This is a genomic window from Vibrio hyugaensis (assembly GCF_002906655.1).
GTDB classification, from domain to species: domain Bacteria; phylum Pseudomonadota; class Gammaproteobacteria; order Enterobacterales; family Vibrionaceae; genus Vibrio; species Vibrio hyugaensis.
The window spans coordinates 1,864,136-1,881,026 of the sequence record NZ_CP025794.1 but is presented as its reverse complement, the minus strand read 5'-3'; the positions used below and the strand labels follow the sequence as shown (position 1 = coordinate 1,881,026).

Annotated in this window: 18 protein-coding genes; 11 read left to right on the top strand and 7 right to left on the bottom strand. The window is 45.6% G+C overall.

Annotation, left to right across the window (positions count from 1 at the left end; translation table 11 throughout):
• Positions 1-123 precede the first annotated feature (123 nt).
• The 3 genes from thiB to thiQ are packed head-to-tail and all read left to right on the top strand — an operon-like array spanning position 124 to position 3,421.
• Positions 124-1,116 (top strand): thiamine ABC transporter substrate binding subunit, encoded by a 993-nt coding sequence (gene thiB, locus C1S74_RS09245; protein WP_045399238.1) that lies wholly within the window; start codon positions 124-126, stop codon positions 1,114-1,116.
• Between the two features lie 14 nt (positions 1,117-1,130).
• Positions 1,131-2,717 carry a thiamine/thiamine pyrophosphate ABC transporter permease ThiP gene (thiP, locus tag C1S74_RS09240; RefSeq protein WP_082039045.1) on the top strand — a complete coding sequence of 529 codons (1,587 nt, stop codon included), beginning with the start codon at positions 1,131-1,133 and terminating at the stop codon, positions 2,715-2,717.
• Positions 2,717-3,421 carry a thiamine ABC transporter ATP-binding protein gene (gene thiQ / locus C1S74_RS09235; RefSeq protein WP_039974682.1) on the top strand — a complete coding sequence of 235 codons (705 nt, stop codon included), beginning with the start codon at positions 2,717-2,719 and terminating at the stop codon, positions 3,419-3,421. Before thiP ends, thiQ begins: the two co-directional genes overlap by 1 nt.
• 94 nt (positions 3,422-3,515) lie before the next feature.
• Here the strand turns inward: thiQ and C1S74_RS09230 are convergent, their stop codons facing one another.
• From C1S74_RS09230 to argR, 4 genes are all read right to left on the bottom strand, one after another.
• Entirely contained in the window at positions 3,516-3,953 is a 438-nt protein-coding gene (locus tag C1S74_RS09230) for a universal stress protein (RefSeq protein ID WP_005437370.1), read from the bottom strand.
• A 44-nt stretch (positions 3,954-3,997) separates the two neighbouring features.
• Positions 3,998-6,577: a TRAP transporter permease gene (locus C1S74_RS09225; RefSeq protein WP_038866109.1), complete on the bottom strand. Its 2,580-nt coding sequence runs from the start codon at positions 6,575-6,577 to the stop codon at positions 3,998-4,000.
• Between the two features lie 310 nt (positions 6,578-6,887).
• On the bottom strand, positions 6,888-7,856 hold the full coding sequence (locus tag C1S74_RS09220) for a TAXI family TRAP transporter solute-binding subunit (RefSeq protein WP_009707802.1): 969 nt from the start codon (positions 7,854-7,856) through the stop codon (positions 6,888-6,890).
• Positions 7,857-8,240: 384 nt separating this feature from the next.
• Complete coding sequence (gene argR / locus C1S74_RS09210) at positions 8,241-8,711, bottom strand: transcriptional regulator ArgR (protein ID WP_005430583.1); 471 nt, start codon at positions 8,709-8,711, stop codon at positions 8,241-8,243.
• Positions 8,712-9,069: 358 nt separating this feature from the next.
• Between argR and mdh the strand changes: the two genes are divergently transcribed.
• Positions 9,070-10,005, top strand: coding sequence for a malate dehydrogenase (mdh, locus tag C1S74_RS09205; RefSeq protein ID WP_038878319.1), 936 nt, complete (start codon positions 9,070-9,072; stop codon positions 10,003-10,005).
• A gap of 122 nt (positions 10,006-10,127) precedes the next feature.
• Positions 10,128-10,319, top strand: a complete 192-nt coding sequence (locus C1S74_RS09200; protein ID WP_045399235.1) for a hypothetical protein — start codon at positions 10,128-10,130, stop codon at positions 10,317-10,319.
• A gap of 82 nt (positions 10,320-10,401) precedes the next feature.
• Here C1S74_RS09200 and ispB read toward each other — a convergent pair whose 3' ends face one another.
• Positions 10,402-11,373 (bottom strand): octaprenyl diphosphate synthase, encoded by a 972-nt coding sequence (gene ispB / locus C1S74_RS09195; RefSeq protein ID WP_045399233.1) that lies wholly within the window; start codon positions 11,371-11,373, stop codon positions 10,402-10,404.
• 257 nt (positions 11,374-11,630) lie between these two features.
• Here ispB and rplU point away from each other — a divergent pair, with 257 nt between their 5' ends.
• The 6 genes from rplU (at position 11,631) to folA (ending at position 15,563) form a co-directional block, all read left to right on the top strand.
• Positions 11,631-11,942 carry a 50S ribosomal protein L21 gene (rplU, locus tag C1S74_RS09190; protein WP_038866119.1) on the top strand — a complete coding sequence of 104 codons (312 nt, stop codon included), beginning with the start codon at positions 11,631-11,633 and terminating at the stop codon, positions 11,940-11,942.
• Positions 11,943-11,962: 20 nt separating this feature from the next.
• Positions 11,963-12,220 carry a 50S ribosomal protein L27 gene (gene rpmA / locus C1S74_RS09185; RefSeq protein ID WP_005383095.1) on the top strand — a complete coding sequence of 86 codons (258 nt, stop codon included), beginning with the start codon at positions 11,963-11,965 and terminating at the stop codon, positions 12,218-12,220.
• A 208-nt stretch (positions 12,221-12,428) separates the two neighbouring features.
• Positions 12,429-13,604 carry an Obg family GTPase CgtA gene (gene cgtA / locus C1S74_RS09180; RefSeq protein ID WP_038866120.1) on the top strand — a complete coding sequence of 392 codons (1,176 nt, stop codon included), beginning with the start codon at positions 12,429-12,431 and terminating at the stop codon, positions 13,602-13,604.
• Between the two features lie 193 nt (positions 13,605-13,797).
• Positions 13,798-14,601 carry a threonine/serine exporter family protein gene (locus C1S74_RS09175; RefSeq protein ID WP_042599784.1) on the top strand — a complete coding sequence of 268 codons (804 nt, stop codon included), beginning with the start codon at positions 13,798-13,800 and terminating at the stop codon, positions 14,599-14,601.
• Positions 14,601-15,074: a threonine/serine exporter family protein gene (locus tag C1S74_RS09170; protein ID WP_038866121.1), complete on the top strand. Its 474-nt coding sequence runs from the start codon at positions 14,601-14,603 to the stop codon at positions 15,072-15,074. Before C1S74_RS09175 ends, C1S74_RS09170 begins: the two co-directional genes overlap by 1 nt.
• Before the next feature lie 9 nt (positions 15,075-15,083).
• On the top strand, positions 15,084-15,563 hold the full coding sequence (gene folA / locus C1S74_RS09165) for a type 3 dihydrofolate reductase (protein WP_038866123.1): 480 nt from the start codon (positions 15,084-15,086) through the stop codon (positions 15,561-15,563).
• A 67-nt stretch (positions 15,564-15,630) separates the two neighbouring features.
• On the opposite strand, the gene apaH is transcribed toward folA, so the two are convergent.
• Together apaH and apaG are read right to left on the bottom strand one after the other, a co-directional pair.
• Positions 15,631-16,437: a bis(5'-nucleosyl)-tetraphosphatase (symmetrical) ApaH gene (apaH, locus tag C1S74_RS09160; RefSeq protein ID WP_042604289.1), complete on the bottom strand. Its 807-nt coding sequence runs from the start codon at positions 16,435-16,437 to the stop codon at positions 15,631-15,633.
• A 12-nt stretch (positions 16,438-16,449) separates the two neighbouring features.
• A complete protein-coding gene (gene apaG, locus C1S74_RS09155; RefSeq protein WP_045399231.1) occupies positions 16,450-16,830 on the bottom strand; it encodes a Co2+/Mg2+ efflux protein ApaG in 381 nt (126 codons plus the stop codon).
• Between the last annotated feature and the right edge of the window lie 61 nt (positions 16,831-16,891).

Here is a 16,891-nt window from a genome sequence, read left to right as displayed (position 1 = left end):
ACCCGTATTACCTGAACCAGATAATGCTGGCGTAGGAATTGAGTCTGGATATTGGAAGTCCTAAATACCGCCTCAACCCTGTGCCGCTCAACTCATGTTACTCATGCAAATGGAGAGCGAGCAGTGAAAACCACTCTTAGTCTGATTGCCCTTGCAGCCATCACTTCTACTTCGGCGTTTGCCGCTGAAAACACCCTAACTGTCTACACATACGATTCTTTTGCTGCCGATTGGGGACCGGGTCCTAAAGTCGAAAAAGCATTCGAAGCCAAATGCGGTTGCGACGTTAATTTTGTTGCGCTGGACGACGGTGTTTCAATCCTTAACCGCCTTCGTTTGGAAGGAAACAATAGCAAAGCGGATATCGTGTTAGGTTTGGATAATAACCTGATGGCGGAAGCGAAAAAGACCGGGCTTCTGGCTGAGCATAATGTTGATACCTCAAAGACTACGCTACCTAATGGTTGGGACGATAAGACCTTCGTACCGTACGATTACGGCTACTTTGCGTTTGTATACAACAAGGAGAAGTTGGCGAATCCTCCAAAAAGCATGAAAGAGCTGGTGGAAGAGCGTGATGATCTGAAAGTGATTTACCAAGACCCTCGCACTTCGACTCCGGGTCAAGGCTTGATGTTGTGGATGAAGTCCATCTATGGCGATGATGCGACTCAAGCGTGGAAGCAACTGGCAACGAAAACAGTTACGGTTACCAAAGGCTGGTCAGAAGCTTACTCGATGTTTTTGAACGGTGAGTCCGATCTCGTGCTGTCTTACACGACCTCTCCCGCGTACCATTTGATTGCAGAAGATGACGCGAAATACGCAAGCGCAAATTTTGCCGAAGGGCACTACATGCAAGTGGAGGTGGCGGCTAAGGTCAAAGGCTCAAAAAATGCGAAGTTAGCAGATGAGTTCATGAACTTTATTTTGAGTGATGATTTCCAATCTGCGATGCCAACAGGTAACTGGATGTACCCAGTAACTAACGTTGAATTACCAAAAGGCTTTGAAACTCTGAGCGTGCCAAGCAAACCATTGAGCTTTAGTGCAGACGAAGTAGCGAAAATGCGCAAGACTTGGATTCGCGAATGGCAAAGCGCATTGACGTTCTAACATAGGTTCTACTTTTGAATTCTGTTCCGAAAATAGGGTTAGGGGTCGCGATGATTATCGCGACCTTTGTTATTTCTGCCCTGGGTGCTTTGCTTGTCCAAGCGCCTTCACTTGATGTGTCTATGGTATGGGGAGACCCATACTATCAGCACGTCACCAAGTTCAGCTTCTACCAAGCTTTTCTATCTACACTATTGAGTGTTGGCTTTGCTATTCCCGTTGCGCATGCGCTTTCTCGACGTGAGTTCTTTGGTAAGTCTCTACTATTAAAATTGTTTGCGTCCACTTTAGTTTTGCCTGTACTAGTTGGCGTATTCGGCTTATTGGCGATTTACGGTAATAGTGGTTTGCTAGCTCAATGGCTGAAAAGTATCGATGCGGAGCTGCCGTTTTCCATTTATGGTCTGAACGGTATTCTACTTGCGCATGTGTTCTTCAATATGCCTTATGCAGCGCGCTTACTTTTGCAGGCATTAGAATCTATCCCAGCAGAGCAACATAAACTGTGTGCACACCTTGGAATGAGCCATTGGGATAAATTTCGCTGGGTGGAATGGCCACGCCTAAGGCAGCAATTGCCACACGTAAGCGGCTTGGTGTTTATGCTTTGCTTTACCAGTTTTGCCACCGTGATGGCGTTAGGCGGCGGACCGAAATCGACCACTATTGAGCTTGCCATTTATCAGGCAATTAAGTTCGATTTTGATCTGCAAGCCGGGGCGCTTTTGGCACTGTGGCAAATGTTGTTGTGCGGCTTGTTAGCAATTGGCGTACAAAAGTTGACGAAGCCAGTCTCAGTAAGCACTGGCAGCACATCGGTACAGCAATATTTAACGAAGGATCATGGGTGGTCAAAAGCTTGGGATAGCTTTTGGATCATAGGTGCCTTTTTACTAGTAATACCGCCACTTTTGATGGTGGTCTTCAGTGGTATCAACCAACAAGTTTGGCCGGTATTGAGTGATGAGCGTTTTTGGTCTGCACTGTTCAATTCACTCAAAGTTGCGGTCCTGGCGAGTTCTCTTGCCGTGGCCGCTGGCGTATCGATTTTGCTGACTAGCCGACGTTGGCGTTTGCAGTATAAAAATACTCGCGCTGATCAAATTGAGCTTATTGGTACCATCATTTTGGTGACGCCGGGCTTAGTGATCAGTACGGGATTGTTCCTATTGCTGCGCTCATTTACCGATGTATTCAGCTTAGCGTTTTTTGTGGTTATTTTGGTTAATGGTTTGATGGCCTTGCCATATGTCATTAAGACTTTATCTCAACCTATGTTGCACATTGAGCAGCAATATCAGTATGTCTGTGCCAGTTTGGGTATGCGTGGTTGGCAACGTTTTAGAGTGGTGGAGTGGCAAGCACTGCGCAGGCCATTTGCACATGCTTTTGCTATCAGCTTTATGTTTGCGATTGGTGACTTGAGTGCGATTGCTTTGTTTGGTGGGCAAGAGTTTAGAACCTTGCCGTTGTACCTATTCCAATTGTTGGGAAGTTACCAGATGGATGCTGCGGCTGTTGTGTCGGTTACCTTGTTGTTACTCAGCGTCGGTTGTTTTGCTGTGATTGAAAAAGTATTGAAAACGAAGGAGAGAGCGTAATGTTAGTGTTGGATGATGTGCAGTACACCTATCAACGTGAACTGTTTCGTTTTAACTTAGACATTCAACGTGGGCAAATCGTATCACTGATGGGACCGAGCGGGGCTGGCAAATCAACCTTATTGGCGTTAGTTGCTGGTTTCATCAATCCAGACCAAGGCGATATTCTGGTTGATGGTGAATCTATCGTAAGTAATGAGCCGTATCAGCGTCCGTTCTCAATGTTGTTCCAAGAACATAACCTGTTTGCTCACCTGTCAGTAAGAGACAACATCGGTTTGGGCTTGCATCCGGGGTTAAAGCTTACGGCAGACCAAAAGCTTCTTGTCGAGCAAGCGGCAAGACAAGTGGGTGTAGCTGAGTATCTGGACCGCTTACCTGAACACCTTTCTGGTGGTCAGCGCCAGCGTGTGGCACTCGCACGTTGCTTTGTTCAGCCGCATCCGATGTGGCTACTCGATGAGCCTTTCTCAGCTCTCGATCCCGTGTTGCGTGAAGAGATGCTGATATTGGTTAAACAGCTTGCTGCTGAGCGTGGCATCACCGTTTTGATGGTAACGCACCACTTAAGTGACGCCAGAGCGATTGCTAGTCATTTTGCATTTGTGGCAGGTGGTCAGGTAGAAGCGTCAGGTGAGATTGGTGAATTAACGTTATCGCACTCTAGCGATGTTTTAACCGCGTTTGTGCGAGCGGCAGGGTAGAGCGTTGTTTATATTGATGAATAAGGCGTAAGAAAAAACAAAAGGTTGATGCGAGCATCAACCTTTTTCTATTTTGGGAGTTTGAATGAGTACGTTAGCCTTGTGGCTTCACTACCATCACATTGATTGGTGAGTTTTCAACAACTTTGCTTGCGACTGAGCCTAACATCACTTTATTGATCTTCGAACGTTTATGGCTTGGCATAATGATGAGGTCTGCGCCTAAGCGCTCAGCGTAATCAAGGATGGTTGCATACGCTTTGCCTTCTGCAACGTGGACTTTGTAAATCACTTCATCATCGATGTGTTGATCGGCAAATGTTTTTAGCTGCTGCTTCACATCTTGCTTCATCTTCGCCGCCGCATCTTTCGGGAAGTAAGTCGCGACCATCGACATGTGGATACCGGGCAGTACAGTCAGTAAGTGAACTTCCGCGTTGGCTTGTTTAGCTTGCCAAACAGCCAACTCAACAGCTCGGTCAGAGAAGCCTTGGTCATTTAGATCAACCGGCACAAGAATTTGTTTATACATTCAGTGTCTCTCATCATGGCCCCTTATCCTCGGGGCTTAATCGGTTATGCGCTCAACTGTTCCTTACGAGCACGACGTTTTTGGTTCATGGCAAGTACCAGCAAGATCATTAAGCAAGGCACAAATACCCATTCTTTCATTGGGCGTTCAGCGTCTTGAACGATCCATTTGATCTCCCAGTCGAAGTCGACGCCAGACGATTCTGCCGGACTACCAAACTCGACCATGTCTACGATCATTTTGCCGTCGTTCTCGGTTAGCATTAGACCCATAGAAGAGATGCGCTCTTCAGCGGTTTTTGCTTTATCTTCGAACGGAAGACGTACCGTTTTCTCTACGTAATCACCTTCTAGGTTTTCACCTGCGACTCGTAGCTCAATGGATTCTCCTACATTTAGCCCTTCCGTGATTTGAGCTATCTCAACCCCAGGGGAAAGAACTTTCGCTGGGTACAACATGTCCCACCAAAATCCAGGGCGGAAGAATGAGAAGGTCAATACCAATAGTAAGACGGTTTCCCACCACTTATTACGTGTGAACCACCAACCTTGTGTTGCCGCTGAGAAGATTAACATCGCAATGATTGAAGAGATCACGGTCAATGCTAAATGCCACCATGAGTCGATACCCATCAACAATAGCTGAGTATTGAAGACAAACATGAAAGGCAGGATTGCGGTTCGAATATCATAGGTAAAGCCTTGAATACCAGTTCGAATTGGATCCGACTTTGCAATCGCTGCGGCCGCAAATGCCGCTAAGCCAACAGGTGGTGTATCATCGGCCAGGATACCGAAGTAGAACACAAACAAGTGGACCGCAATCAGTGGGATGATCAAACCGTGTGCCGCACCAAGCGTTACGATAACCGGTGCCATCAAGGTTGAAACCACAATGTAGTTGGCCGTCGTTGGTAGGCCCATACCCAGAATCAAACTAATGACCGCGGTAAACAGCAACATTAGGATAATGCTACCGCCCGAGATGAACTCGACAAAGTCGGTCATGACAAGGCCAATACCAGTCAGCGTTACCACACCAACAACCGTACCGGCAGCAGCGGTTGCGACACCGATACCGATCATGTTGCGCGCACCAGATACTAAGCTTTCTGCTAGGTCAACAAAGCCGTTTTTGGTTTGTTCGACAAGATCGCCTTCTTTAGATAGCAACGCAATCAAAGGGCGTTGTGTCAGCAAGATGAAAATCATAAACACCGTTGCCCAGAATGCAGATAGACCTGGAGAGAAACGTTCCACCGTCAAACACCAAACCAGTACCACTATAGGCAATAAAAAGTGCAAACCAGATTTAATCGTCGGACCTGGGTCTGGTACCTCAGTCAGTTCAGCATCGATTTCAATCGCCCCATCTTTTGCGTGGTTAGCGGAAATCTTTACAAGACCCACATAAGCAATTAGAAGTACGACGGTCACGATAGGGGTTGCTGCATCACCAAAGACATCTTTCGTCCAACCCACACCGTAGTAAACCAAAGCGCTGATAACACATAGGCCCAAAATCGTACCAGTGAAGGACAGCAAGCTCTGCACAAGCGTAGGGGTATGGCGACGAGGAAGCCCTGTCATGCCTGCTTTACACGCTTCAAGGTGAACGATGTAAATCAGTGCAATATAAGAGATAAGCGCAGGGAGTAGAGCTGCTTTGATAACTTCAACGTAGGAGATACCAACGTATTCTACCATTAAGAATGCGGCAGCACCCATGATAGGCGGTGTCAGCTGACCGTTGGTTGATGCTGCTACTTCTACCGCCCCCGCTTTCGTTCCCGGGAAGCCAACACGCTTCATGAGTGGAATCGTAAACGTACCTGTCGTTACTACGTTAGCGATGGAAGAACCTGAAACCAGACCAGACAAGCCAGAAGCGACTACCGCAGCTTTCGCAGGGCCACCTTTCATATGACCAAGTAGCGAGAACGCGACTTTAATGAAGTACGCACCTGCGCCCGCACGCTCTAGCATGGCACCAAACAGTACAAACAAGAATACGAAAGAAGTTGATACACCCAGTGCAACACCAAATACGCCTTCAGTTGTTAGCCAAAGGTGCGACATGGCTTTGTTCAAGCTCGCGCCTTTATGAGCAATCACATCTGGCATGTATGGGCCAGCAAAGGTGTAAGTTAGGAACACCGCAGCAACCACCATAAGTGGTGGACCGAGAGCTCGGCGAGTTGCTTCAAGTAGTAACGCCATACCTGTGACGGATACCACGATATCAACCGTGGTTGGGGCGCCAGAACGGCCGGCGAGTTCGGTATAGAAGATGTAAATGTAAGCCGCTGCAAAACTGCCTGCGAGTGCCAATATCCAATCAATAAGAGGGATATGATCTCGTGGAGAGTTTTTCATGGCTGGATAAGCAGTGAAAGCGAGAAAAGTAGCAAAAGTTAAATGGATTGCTCGCGCTTCAGTGTCGTTGAGTACGCCAAAATTAAAAATAAATGGTAGCGGAGACGCGTACCATAATTGAAATAGCGACCAGCACAGTGGAACGAACCATAAGATTCGACCTTGCAAGCCCATTGGGCTACGCGCACCTGTGTCTGCCTGAGCCACCATTTCTTGCACATCTTGTGACGGAGTGTTGTTCGTCGCCATGTACTTTTTCCTTATTATTGATGGTCCTGTCTGTATTGTGTATAGAGAACCGCGCTTCGCTTTAACAGTGTAGTGAATAGAGCGAAGTTTGCTTTCGAGTGAATCGCTACAGTCCTTCAACTCATTGATTTATGAGAGGAGGGCATGTGCGTTTTCTTTTTTTAGGTGTATGAGCGCGACTTCCGAAAAAGAAATCGGCAGATTGCATAAAGCAAATTGAACAAAGCATGCTGGAAGAAGGTGTTCGACCAGCATACTCAATCAGGCAGAAAACCATCCTTCTCTGCCTGAGCTTGGAGTCAGTAGCTGCTTACTTAAGCAGACCTACTTCTTTGTAGTACTTCTCTGCACCTGGGTGAAGAGGGATTGAAAGACCAGCTTTCACCATGTCTTCTTTTTTCAGGTTTGCAAATGCAGGGTGTAGACGTTTGAATGTATCGAAGTTTTCGAACACAGCTTTAGCAACGTTGTAAGCCACGTCATCTGAAACATCAGAAGTCGTTACCATTGTTGCCGCAACACCAAAGCTGTTTACGTCTTTATCTGTACCACGGTACATACCAGCAGGCACTGTGCTGAATGCGTAGTATGGGTTGTTAGCAACGATTTTCTCGATTTCTGGACCAGTTGCAGGAACTAGCTTCGCATCACAAGAGGTTGTTGCTTCTTTGATTGAACCGTTCGGGTGACCAACCATGTAGATAAACGCGTCGATCTTGTTATCACACAGTGCTTGAGAACGTTCTGAGCCTTTTAGTTCTGATGCAAGTTTAAAGCTGTCGTTAGTCCAGCCCATTGCATCCATCACTACGCCCATTGTCGCGCGGTCACCAGAACCAGGGTTACCGATGTTTACACGTTTACCTTTTAGGTCTTGAACGTTTTCGATACCAGAATCTGCACGTGCGATGATGTTAAAAGGTTCTGTATGAAGAGAGAACATTGCACGCAGTTTTTTGTACGGGCCTTGTTCAGCAAACTTGCTCGTACCGTTGTAGCCATGGTATTGCCAGTCCGATTGCACGATACCAAAATCTAGCTCGCCAGCACGGATAGTGTTGACGTTGTAAATTGAGCCGCCAGTCGATTCTACTGAACAACGAATGTTGTGATCTTTACGACCTTTGTTTACCAATTTACAAATAGCACCACCAGTAGGGTAGTAAACACCTGTTACTGAGCCAGTACCGATAGTAATAAACTCTTGAGCGTTAACTGCGCCTGCGCCCATAACTGCTGCAGCGATTGCGCCTACTTTAAGAAGTTTGTTAAATGCCATGAATTTCCCTTCCTTATATTCATTATTAACCCAGAAATAACTGTAAATTACTTCAGGAGTTTCCTATTTGGAAACGGCATCTTTTCCAATCCAATCGTTTGAAAAAGCGAGCGAATCATAACAAAAAATTGGCAGAAAATTATCCGATTGTTAAAAGTTATAGCGAATAAGTCTAAAGCTTGCGACAGTAGGTGGGGATAAATTCGCAAGCTAATCTGTTTTATAACAGTTACTTATGCTGATTTTGTGTGAGGGTGTTAAAAAAATCAATAGCGTGATAATGATCACAAATAAGGTGGGTAAAAAATAGACGTTGGAATCATTTTGTTTACATAATTTATGGGCTACAAAATTCGACTAATTTCATAGCCCACAAACAGTTACTTAGCCTGTGTATTCGAAAAGCTCACACACTGATTTGAACAATTGTTCTGTTGAAACTGGCATTGTTGGGGTAATAAAGATGGTGTCATCACCTGCAACGACACCCAAAATGCCTTCTGATTTGCCTAGTGAATCAAGTAGGCGAGCAATCAATTGTGCAGCACCTGGACCAGTATGGATAACGACTAACGCAGCGTTGTGGTCAATATCCAGTACAAGTTCACGTAAAGAGCTGCTTACCGTAGGAACTCCAAGCTCTGCTGGCAGACAGTAAACCATCTCCATTTTTGCGTTACGTGTACGTACCGCACCAAATTTGGTCAGCATACGGGAGACTTTAGATTGGTTGATGCTTTCGAAACCTTGTTGTTTTAATGCATCAACGATCTCACCCTGTGAGCCAAAGCTTTCTTCTTTTAATAAGGCTTTAAAAGCGCGAACTAAGTTATCTTGTTTTTCTGAATTGCGCATAGTCGTTATGATTCTCTTATTACAGGTCAGCAATTTTGCATATTCTCGCATAGATATTCATGCAGTGCCAAAAACTCACGGCATTATGTTAATTCCATCACTGTAAACCCTAAACAGGATAGGGTTCTTTAAGTATGAAATCGTTGACCTATTTATTGCATTGAATTTCTTGTCATTTCAACAGAATAAACCAATAATCAGACCTTTGTTTGTAGCACGATAACAGTGAGTTGCGCGAGGTCGCAAAGCTGGCGTTAATTGATTGTAATCAAGTTGTGATTCCGATAGCTTTATTTCAGTTGGTTACAAAATACCCTACGAATACGTTTATAAGAGAAATACTCTCAAGGAGAACTACATGAAAGTAGCCGTTATTGGTGCCGCTGGCGGCATCGGTCAAGCTCTGGCCCTTCTACTTAAGAACCGTCTTCCTGCAGGTTCAGATTTAGCCCTATATGATATTGCTCCAGTAACTCCTGGTGTGGCTGCAGATCTTAGCCATATCCCGACACCAGTATCTATTAAAGGTTACGCTGGTGAAGATCCAACGCCTGCACTAGAAGGTGCTGACGTGGTTCTTATCTCAGCTGGTGTCGCACGTAAGCCTGGTATGGATCGTGCGGATCTATTTAATGTAAATGCTGGTATCGTTAAGTCACTAGCAGAAAAGATTGCAGTAGTATGTCCAACGGCATGCGTGGGTATTATCACTAACCCAGTGAACACCACAGTGCCAATCGCTGCGGAAGTATTAAAGAAAGCGGGTGTGTACGATAAGCGCAAACTGTTTGGTGTTACAACGCTAGACGTTATCCGCTCAGAAACCTTCGTGGCTGAACTAAAAGATAAAGATCCAGGTGACGTTCGCGTTCCTGTTATCGGTGGCCACTCTGGTGTGACTATTCTTCCTCTTCTATCTCAAGTAGAAGGTGTTGAGTTCACCGCTGAAGAAGTAGAAGCGCTAACGAAACGTATCCAAAATGCGGGTACAGAAGTTGTTGAAGCAAAAGCGGGTGGCGGTAGCGCGACTCTGTCTATGGGTCAAGCAGCGTGTCGCTTCGGTCTTGCTCTAGTGCGCGCGCTTCAAGGTGAAGAAGGCGTAGTAGAATGTGCATACGTGGAAGGTGGCAGTGAACATGCGCCTTACTTTGCACAACCAGTTAAACTGGGTAAAGACGGTGTAGAAGAAGTACTAAGCTATGGCGCACTAAGTGACTACGAGAAGTCAGCACTTGATGGTATGTTGGAAACGCTAAATGGCGATATCAACATTGGTGTTGAATTCGCGAAATAAGCGTCTCTACAAAGAGAAAGCTATATAAAGAAGAAAGCCGATCTTAGATCGGCTTTTTTGATCCTTTCATTTTATCTTGCGTAACAGAGTCTGAATCAAACAACTTTGTGAGGGAGAAGATGATGGAAGCCAATCGAATCCGTAAAGGTATGGTGGTGGAATGCCAACAAGGTATCGGAACAATCTTAGTGGTTGATCAAGAGGCGGAGACAGTGCTTCTTGCCAAACAAGGTTCGGAAGAGCAGTTGGCGGTCAGTTTCGACGAAATTGAAGATAACCCACAGCTTCACGATAGTTGCGATAGATACTATTAGATGGTAGCGGTGAAAAGAATTTGAGGTACACAAAAAGGAAGAGACATGCTCTTCCTTTTTATTGTGGGTCTATTTTGTGCCGTTAACTAGTGCGGTTCACCGACATGTGAGCCAGTGTAATAAGCGCTTGCTTGTACTCTGACTCTGGCAAGATTGCGAGTTCTGCAATCGCTTTGTCTGCTTCTTCTAGTGCTTTCTGCGTTGTGTACTCAAGTGAGCCGGCTACTTTCATTACAGCAAGAATGTCATCCAAGTGATCCATACCGTTGGCTTTTTCGATAGCCTCACGGATCATCTGTGCATTCTCTGGGGTGGTATTGCGCATGGCATGAAGTAGAGGAAGCGTTGGTTTGCCTTCAGCTAAATCATCACCAGCATTCTTACCCATATCCTCACCGTCAGACGTGTAATCCATCACGTCATCGATCAGTTGGAATGCTGTACCCAAATATTTACCGTAGTTTTGGAAAGCGACTTCTACTTCTTCAGGAGCATCGTTAAGAATCGCACCAATTTGGGTTGCCGACTCAAACAAACGTGCGGTCTTAGAGTAGATGACCTGCATGTAGCTTTCTTCTGTCGTGTCAGGATCATTGCAGTTCATTAACTGTTGAACCTCACCCTCTGCGATCACATTAACTGCGTCGCTCATCAGTTTAAGGATCTTCATTGATCCTAGCTCAGTCATCATTTGGAATGAGCGAGTATAAATAAAGTCCCCAACTAACACGCTAGCGGCATTACCAAACGCAGCGTTTGCTGTCGCTTTACCACGGCGCATGTCTGATTCGTCGACCACATCATCGTGCAACAGTGTTGCTGTGTGGATGAACTCGATAAACGCCGCTGCCATTGTATGGCCGTTACCTTGGTAACCAAGAGCACGTGCTGACAATATCGCCAGAAGTGGTCTTAAGCGTTTGCCTCCACCACTCACAATATAGAAACCGAGCTGGTTGATTAAAGAGACATCAGAATTTAGTTGGGCTTGAATTGTTTCATTCACTTTTGCCATGTCATCGGCAGTAAGCGCTTGGATAGTTTTAAAATCCATCGTATATCCGGCTGAAGTTAGACCCTGCAAGGCTTATTCGATTTATATAATTGTCGAATAATACACTAAAAAACGTTGATTAATACATTACTAAAGGGCATGATTGCCGCACTTTTCTTTGGCGATTAGCTTTTCGCCAATTTTTTCAAAATATGGCTTGTCATAGGGGCATCTCTTCTGTAGAATCTGCGCCCTATTGATGATTAGTTTAGCGCACACCCTCATGAAAAGGCTGTGCGGAAAAAGCGGAGTAAAATATGTACGCTGTTTTCCAATCTGGTGGTAAACAACACCGTGTAAGCGAAGGTCAAACTCTTCGTTTAGAGAAATTAGACGTTGAAACTGGTGCAACTGTTGAATTTGATACAGTTCTTCTTGTTGCTAACGGCGAAGACATCAAAGTTGGCGCTCCTCTTGTAGAGGGCGGCAAAGTTGTTGCTGAAGTTGTACAACACGGTCGTGGCGATAAAGTTAAAATCGTTAAGTTCCGTCGTCGTAAGCACTCTCGTAAGCAACAGGGTCATCGTCAGTGGTTCACTGAAGTGAAGATCACTGGTATCAACGCTTAATCTATTAGGAGAGTTTAACAATGGCACACAAAAAAGCTGGTGGTTCTACTCGTAACGGCCGCGATTCAGAAAGCAAACGCCTTGGTGTTAAGCGTTTCGGTGGTGAGTCTGTTCTTGCAGGTAACATCATCGTACGTCAACGTGGTACTAAGTTCCACGCTGGTAACAACGTAGGTATCGGTAAAGACCACACTCTATTCGCTCTTACTGAAGGTAAAGTGAAGTTCGAGGTTAAAGGTCCTAAAAACCGTAAGTTTGTAAGCATCGAAGCTGAGTAATTTACCTTTTAGGTTAATTATTTAAGCTTTAAAGCTGAATTCAAAAGCCCTGCCGATTCGGCGGGGTTTTTTATTTGTAGCAGTCGACATATTCAAGTTTCTCGTTTTTACCTTGTTGGTAGGTTCAGGGTGCTTAGATCTGTCATCTGCTAAAATTGTTTGATGATAAGTCAGATTAAATCCACGCACGAAGTAGTCGGAGTAAAAGATGAAGTTCGTAGATGAAGCGGTAGTAAAAGTTCAGGCTGGTGACGGCGGTAGCGGCGTTGTAAGTTTCTGGCGTGAAAAATTCATCACTAAAGGCGGTCCTGATGGCGGCGATGGTGGTGATGGCGGTGATGTATACATCCAAGCCGATGAAAACCTAAATACCCTGATCGATTACCGTTTCCAACGCTTTTACGAAGCAGAACGCGGTGAAAATGGTCGTGGTGGTAACTGTACGGGTAAACGTGGTAAAGACATCACGATGCGTGTTCCTGTAGGTACGCGCGCAGTTGATATCCACACTAATGAAATCGTTGCAGAAGTTGCTGAACACGGCAAGAAAGTGATGGTCGCGAAAGGCGGCTGGCACGGTCTTGGTAACACGCGTTTTAAATCTTCAGTAAACCGCGCTCCTCGTCAGAGAACGCTAGGTACTAAAGGTGAAATTCGTGAAATCCGTCTAGAGCTATTGCTATTGGCTGATGTTGGTATGCTTGGTCTACCTAACGCAGGTAAATCAACCTTTATCCGCGCAGTATCAGCAGCAAAACCAAAAGTAGCAGATTACCCATTTACTACGCTAATCCCAAGCTTGGGTGTAGTGAGTGTCGTACCTGAGAAAAGCTTTGTAGTTGCTGATATTCCTGGTCTAATCGAAGGTGCCGCTGACGGTGCTGGTCTAGGTATTCGCTTCCTTAAGCACCTAGAGCGTTGTCGCGTATTACTGCACATGATTGATATCATGCCGATCGATCAGTCAGACCCAATTCAAAATGCCCTAACCATCATTGATGAGCTAGAGCAGTACAGTGAAAAACTTGCTGGTAAACCTCGTTGGTTAGTCTTCAACAAGACTGATCTTATGCCGGAAGAAGAAGCGAATGAAAAGATCCAAGAGATCTTGGATGCGCTTGGTTGGGAAGATGAGTTCTTTAAGATCTCTGCAATCAACCGTAACGGCACTAAAGAGCTTTGCTACAAGCTAGCTGACTTTATGGAAAACCTACCTCGTGAAGAGGAAGAAGTTGCTGAAGAAGATAAAGTGAACTTCATGTGGGATGATTACCATAAAGATGCCATCGCTGGTAAAGACGTGATCACTGAAGAAGATGACGACGATTGGGATGACTGGGACGATGAAGAAGACGACGGTCACGTTGTTTACGTCCGTGACTAATCGCTAGTTATTTCATTAAGCCGCAATGTATATTGCGGCTTTTTTTGTATCTAAATCATGTTTAGACGATGTGTTTTACGGCACAATAATAAAATATACCCAAGTGACTTCAAGATGTAGGATTCAGAGCGGGGTCAATGACACCCTCCCAAGGGTGAGGTTACTTGGGTATAAATGGACTTAGGAAGTATTTATGACATCGGAAGCTATGCCGCCTGAAGAAGCTATGGCGGCGTCCAATCAAAGAGCCATTTCTCGGCTCGTGGCTCAAGCCGGGCAAATGTTATTAGCACACGGTGCAGAAAGTACGCTGGTGAGCGATATTATGCAGCGCATTGGGTTTGCGAGTGGCGTTAGCGATGTTGCTGTTGCACTGTCTGCCAATGCCTTGGTGGTCACAACGGTGATGGACGATCATTGCATTACTACCACAAGAAGCTGTGCCGATCGTGGAATTAACATGCGTGTCATTACGCAAATTCAGCGTATCTGTATCATGATGGAGCGCGGTTTACTCGATGTGAAAATGGCACAGAAGAAACTCAATACCATCAGCCCAGAGCGCTATAACCGCTGGTTAGTCGTGTTTATGATAGGTCTTTCTTGTGCTGCCTTTAGTCATCTAGCTGGAGGAGATTGGGGAGTCTTCGGCATGACGTTCCTCGCTTCTGCTGGTGGTATGATCGTCAGACAAGAGATTGGGCATCGACATTTTAATCCTCTACTTAATTTCGCCGCCACAGCATTCGTCACAACGCTGATTTCCGCTCAAGCCGTGATCTTTGAAATTGGTAATTTACCTACGGTAGCAATGGCATCTTCGGTCCTGATGTTAGTACCGGGCTTCCCTCTGATTAACTCCGTTGCAGACATGCTTAAAGGCCACATCAATATGGGCATCGCGAGATTTACCATGGCAAGTCTACTGACATTAGCAACTTCACTTGGCATCGTAGCAGCGATGGAAGTCACCGGTATTTGGGGGTGGATGAGCTAATGAGTGTATTTGAACTCGCACTTGGCCTGCTGAATGATATGTTTTTTGCGGCGATTCCTGCAGTGGGTTTTGCCATGGTGTTTAACGTGCCACAGCGCGCTTTAGTTTATTGTGCCGTAGGTGGTGCGATTGGTCATGGCAGTCGCTATTTGATGATGCACTTTGGCTTGCCGATTGAGTGGGCGAGCTTTTTTGCTGCGACCCTTGTTGGCTTAATCGGCGTACATTGGTCGCATCGTTTTCTTGCCCATCCCAAAGTTTTCACTGTTGCAGCTTTGATCCCAATGGTGCCCGGTGTATTTGCCTTTAAAGCCATGATTGCCATGGTGGAGATAAACCACTTGGGTTATTCGCCAGAGTTAATTGCGACATGTATGGAGAACTTTCTTAAGGCGATGTTTATTATTGCAGGCTTAGCGGTTGGCTTGGCGGTTCCGGGGCTGTTATTCTATCGCCGCAGACCCATAGTATAAGGACCCAATATGATCATCAGCATGATTGCCGCGATGGCAGACAACCGTATCATCGGTAAAGACAACCAGATGCCTTGGCATCTTCCGGCAGACTTTGCATGGTTTAAGCGTTGTACAATGGGTAAGCCTGTTGTGATGGGACGTAAAACTTATGAATCAATCGGACGTCCTTTACCTGGCCGTTTGAATATTGTCATCAGCCGTGATACTTCACTTTCCATTGAAGGTGTCACGACCGTTACGTCGATTGAGCAGGCGCTTGAGGTTGCTGGTGACAGTGAAGAAGTGATGATCATTGGTGGTGGCGCGATTTACGCTGCATGCTTGGCAATAGCAAATAAGCTATATGTCACTCATATTGAAGCTGAAATCGAGGGTGATACTCAGTTCCCAGATTGGGGGAATGAGTTTAAAGAAACATACTCTGAAGCGTATCAAGCGGATGAAAAAAATGCGTATAACATGCGTTTCACCGTTCTAGAAAAGTAACCAGCTAGAATAAGAGAAGCACCGTCAATACGGTGCTTTTTGTTTTCTAGTCCGCTAATTCGAATTGTTAACTGAGTGCTTCTTGGGTGAAAACTTGCTTATCTTCCCAGCGAATCATAGTTAATGAGCCACCCCAAACACAGCCCGTATCAAGGCCAATAATGCTCTCTTCAATGTAGCCTTGCAGTGCTGCCCAGTGACCAAATAAGACCGCTTTTTCTAAAGGCACACGTTGTGGCAGTTTAAACCAAGGAACAAGCTCATCTTCTGAAACTTCTTGTGGTGGAAGTTTACAATCCATATCCAAGCGGCCATCGGGAAAGCAAAAGCGCATACGGGTAAATGCATTGATGGTATAGCGATAGCGATCTAAGCCTGATAGAGATTCCTCCCAAAGATCAGGTTGGTTGCTGTACATATTTTCCAGTAACCAATGCAGTTGCTCACTCTGAATTATCGCCTCGACCTCACGTGCACATGCTCGAGCCGTCTGTAGATCCCATAAAGGTGAGATGCCCGCATGACACATAACGAACTCATCGTGTTCCGCCATGAGTGGTTGCTGTGCTAACCAAGTGAGTAGATCATCTTTATCTGGTGCGGAAAAGATAGGTGCGGTTTTATCTTTGTCCTTCACCTTCTTTAAGCCTTTAGAAACCGCCATTAGGTGCAGATCGTGATTGCCGAGGACAACTTTAGCGCTGTCGCCAAGGGATTTAACAAAGCGCAGTGTTTCTAATGACTTCGGCCCTCTTGCCACCAGGTCACCAGCAAGCCAAAGTTGATCGTGTTGAGTTGAGAAATTAACGTGTTCTAGTAGCTGTTGCAGTTCATCGAAACAGCCTTGAATGTCACCAACGATGTAGGTAGCCACTGACTCTCCTGATTAATTTAGGACATTGGGAACAGCAAGTCGGAAAGGGTCTATTTCGGTGAGAAACTCTTGTCCCTTCTCATCCAACATCATGTAGTGTCCTTGCATGACACCTACTGGAGTTTCTAATGCAGTACCGCTACTGTAGGTGTATTCATCATTGCTAGGAATAAAGGGCTGTTGTCCGACAACACCTTCGCCTTCTACCGTCATTTTTTTGCCATTTGAATCCGTAATTAACCAGCGACGACTGAGTAATTGTACGGTTTGTTGGCTGAGGTTTTTGATGGTGATGACGTAGGCGAAAATAAAACGTTGCAGTTCTGGGTTGGACTGTTCTTCAATGTATTTGGTGTGAACTTGAATCTTGATGCAAGGTTGAATGACGTCCATGTGCACTCCTCGAAAAACGGATTATCTCAATAATAATAAGCCAAACCGCGAAGGGTTTGGC